The following is a 523-nucleotide window of genomic DNA, read 5'->3' on the forward strand; positions in this document are numbered from 1 at the left end:
ATGGCGAACGTGTGATCAAATACTCTCATGGCTTGATTGTAGATATTGCTGTTGTCGAATACGCGGTCTTGTGGCAATCGGAAGACATTTTCTAAACGATTCTTCAACCCTTCCCCACTCACGCTGTCTTTCAGCAATACGCCTAACCCTACGTTGCCCGTGCCGGCGAACGCGTAAAGCCAGTTTCGATGGGACATCATCACTTGGTTGTATGGGTTGCCATAATCGTAGTACACACCCACGACTTGCCAACCTTCACCCAGTGGTGCTTGCAGATCAATGTAATCGCCCGGACGAATATCCAGTTTGAGAGCCATAGATTCACTGACCATCAAGCTTTTAGTTTGATGTAGCTGATACCAGTAGTTTGGAACACCGAGCTTGACCGTTAGCGAATCTAGCTCCCCCTCAGAAGGGCCTGTGCTGACCACTTGCAACGCGCCATGCTCGGTAGGAACATCTTTTTCCCAGCGCCACCAAACCGATTCAACTTCTGGCTGATCTTGTAACCATGCGCTCATTC

General features: G+C 49.3%; 1 pseudogene. It reads right to left on the reverse strand.

The features are described from left to right. Positions 1-523: pseudogene (locus R7O13_RS30760) on the reverse strand (ABC transporter permease); the annotation flags it as partial.

It is taken from the genome of Vibrio sp. Y176, from assembly GCF_033438945.1.